This window comes from Burkholderia sp. Se-20373 (assembly GCF_017104705.1).
Lineage (GTDB): Bacteria > Pseudomonadota > Gammaproteobacteria > Burkholderiales > Burkholderiaceae > Burkholderia.
On sequence record NZ_JAAGPH010000367.1, the window covers coordinates 1 to 929 of the forward strand.

Annotated in this window: 1 protein-coding gene; it reads left to right on the plus strand. The window is 70.4% G+C overall.

The window, feature by feature from the left end; translation table 11 throughout:
- A partial coding sequence (locus G3N96_RS38790) for an aminopeptidase N C-terminal domain-containing protein (protein ID WP_206140498.1) occupies positions 1-929 on the plus strand: 929 nt, incomplete at both ends.

Below are 929 nucleotides of genomic sequence, written 5' to 3' on the forward strand. Positions count from 1 at the left end.
GCCGGCCAGCGCCTCGCGACACGCGCGCTGCTGACGCTCGCCGCGCGTGCGGCCGCGAACGAGCCGCTCACGCTCGGCGAGAACTTCGTCGCCGCATTCCGCCGCGTGCTGACCGATGAAAGCCTGTCGCCGGCATTCCGCGAACTCGCGCTGACGCTGCCGTCGGAAACCTACCTCGCCGACCAGATGGCCGAAGCCGATCCGGCCGCCGTGCATCGCGCACGCCAGTTCGTGCGCCGCCGGCTCGCCACCGCGCTGCACGCGGAATGGCTCGCCGCCTACGCGCAACACCAGACGCCCGGCGCCTACGAACCGACGCCGGAAGCCTCGGGCCGCCGTGCGCTGAAGAACCTCGCGCTTGCGTATCTCGCCGAACTCGAGGATCCGGCCGATGCGGTGCGCCTCGCGAGCGCGCAATACGATGCGGCGAACAACATGACCGATCGCGCGGCTGCGCTCGGCGCGCTGCTGTCCGCCGCGGCCGCCGGCGCGACCGAACCGGCCGAGCACGCGCTCGACGATTTCTATCGTCGCTTCGAGAAGGAAGCGCTCGTGATCGACAAGTGGTTCGCGATGCAGGCGGCACAACGCGGCACGCCCGCGCAGCCGACGCTCGCGAAGGTGCGCAAGCTGCTCGCGCATCCGGCGTTCAACCTGAAGAATCCGAACCGCGCGCGTTCGCTGATCTTCAGCTTCTGCGCGGCCAACCCCGCGCAATTCCATGCGGCCGACGGTTCGGGTTACGCGTTCTGGGCCGAACAGGTACTCGCGCTCGACGCGATCAACCCGCAGGTCGCGGCACGCCTCGCGCGCTCGCTCGAACTGTGGCGCCGCTTCACGCCCGCGCTGCGCGACCGGATGCGCGAAGCGCTCGAGCAAGTCGCCGCCGGTGCGAAATCGCGTGACGTGCGCGAGATCGTCGAGAAGGC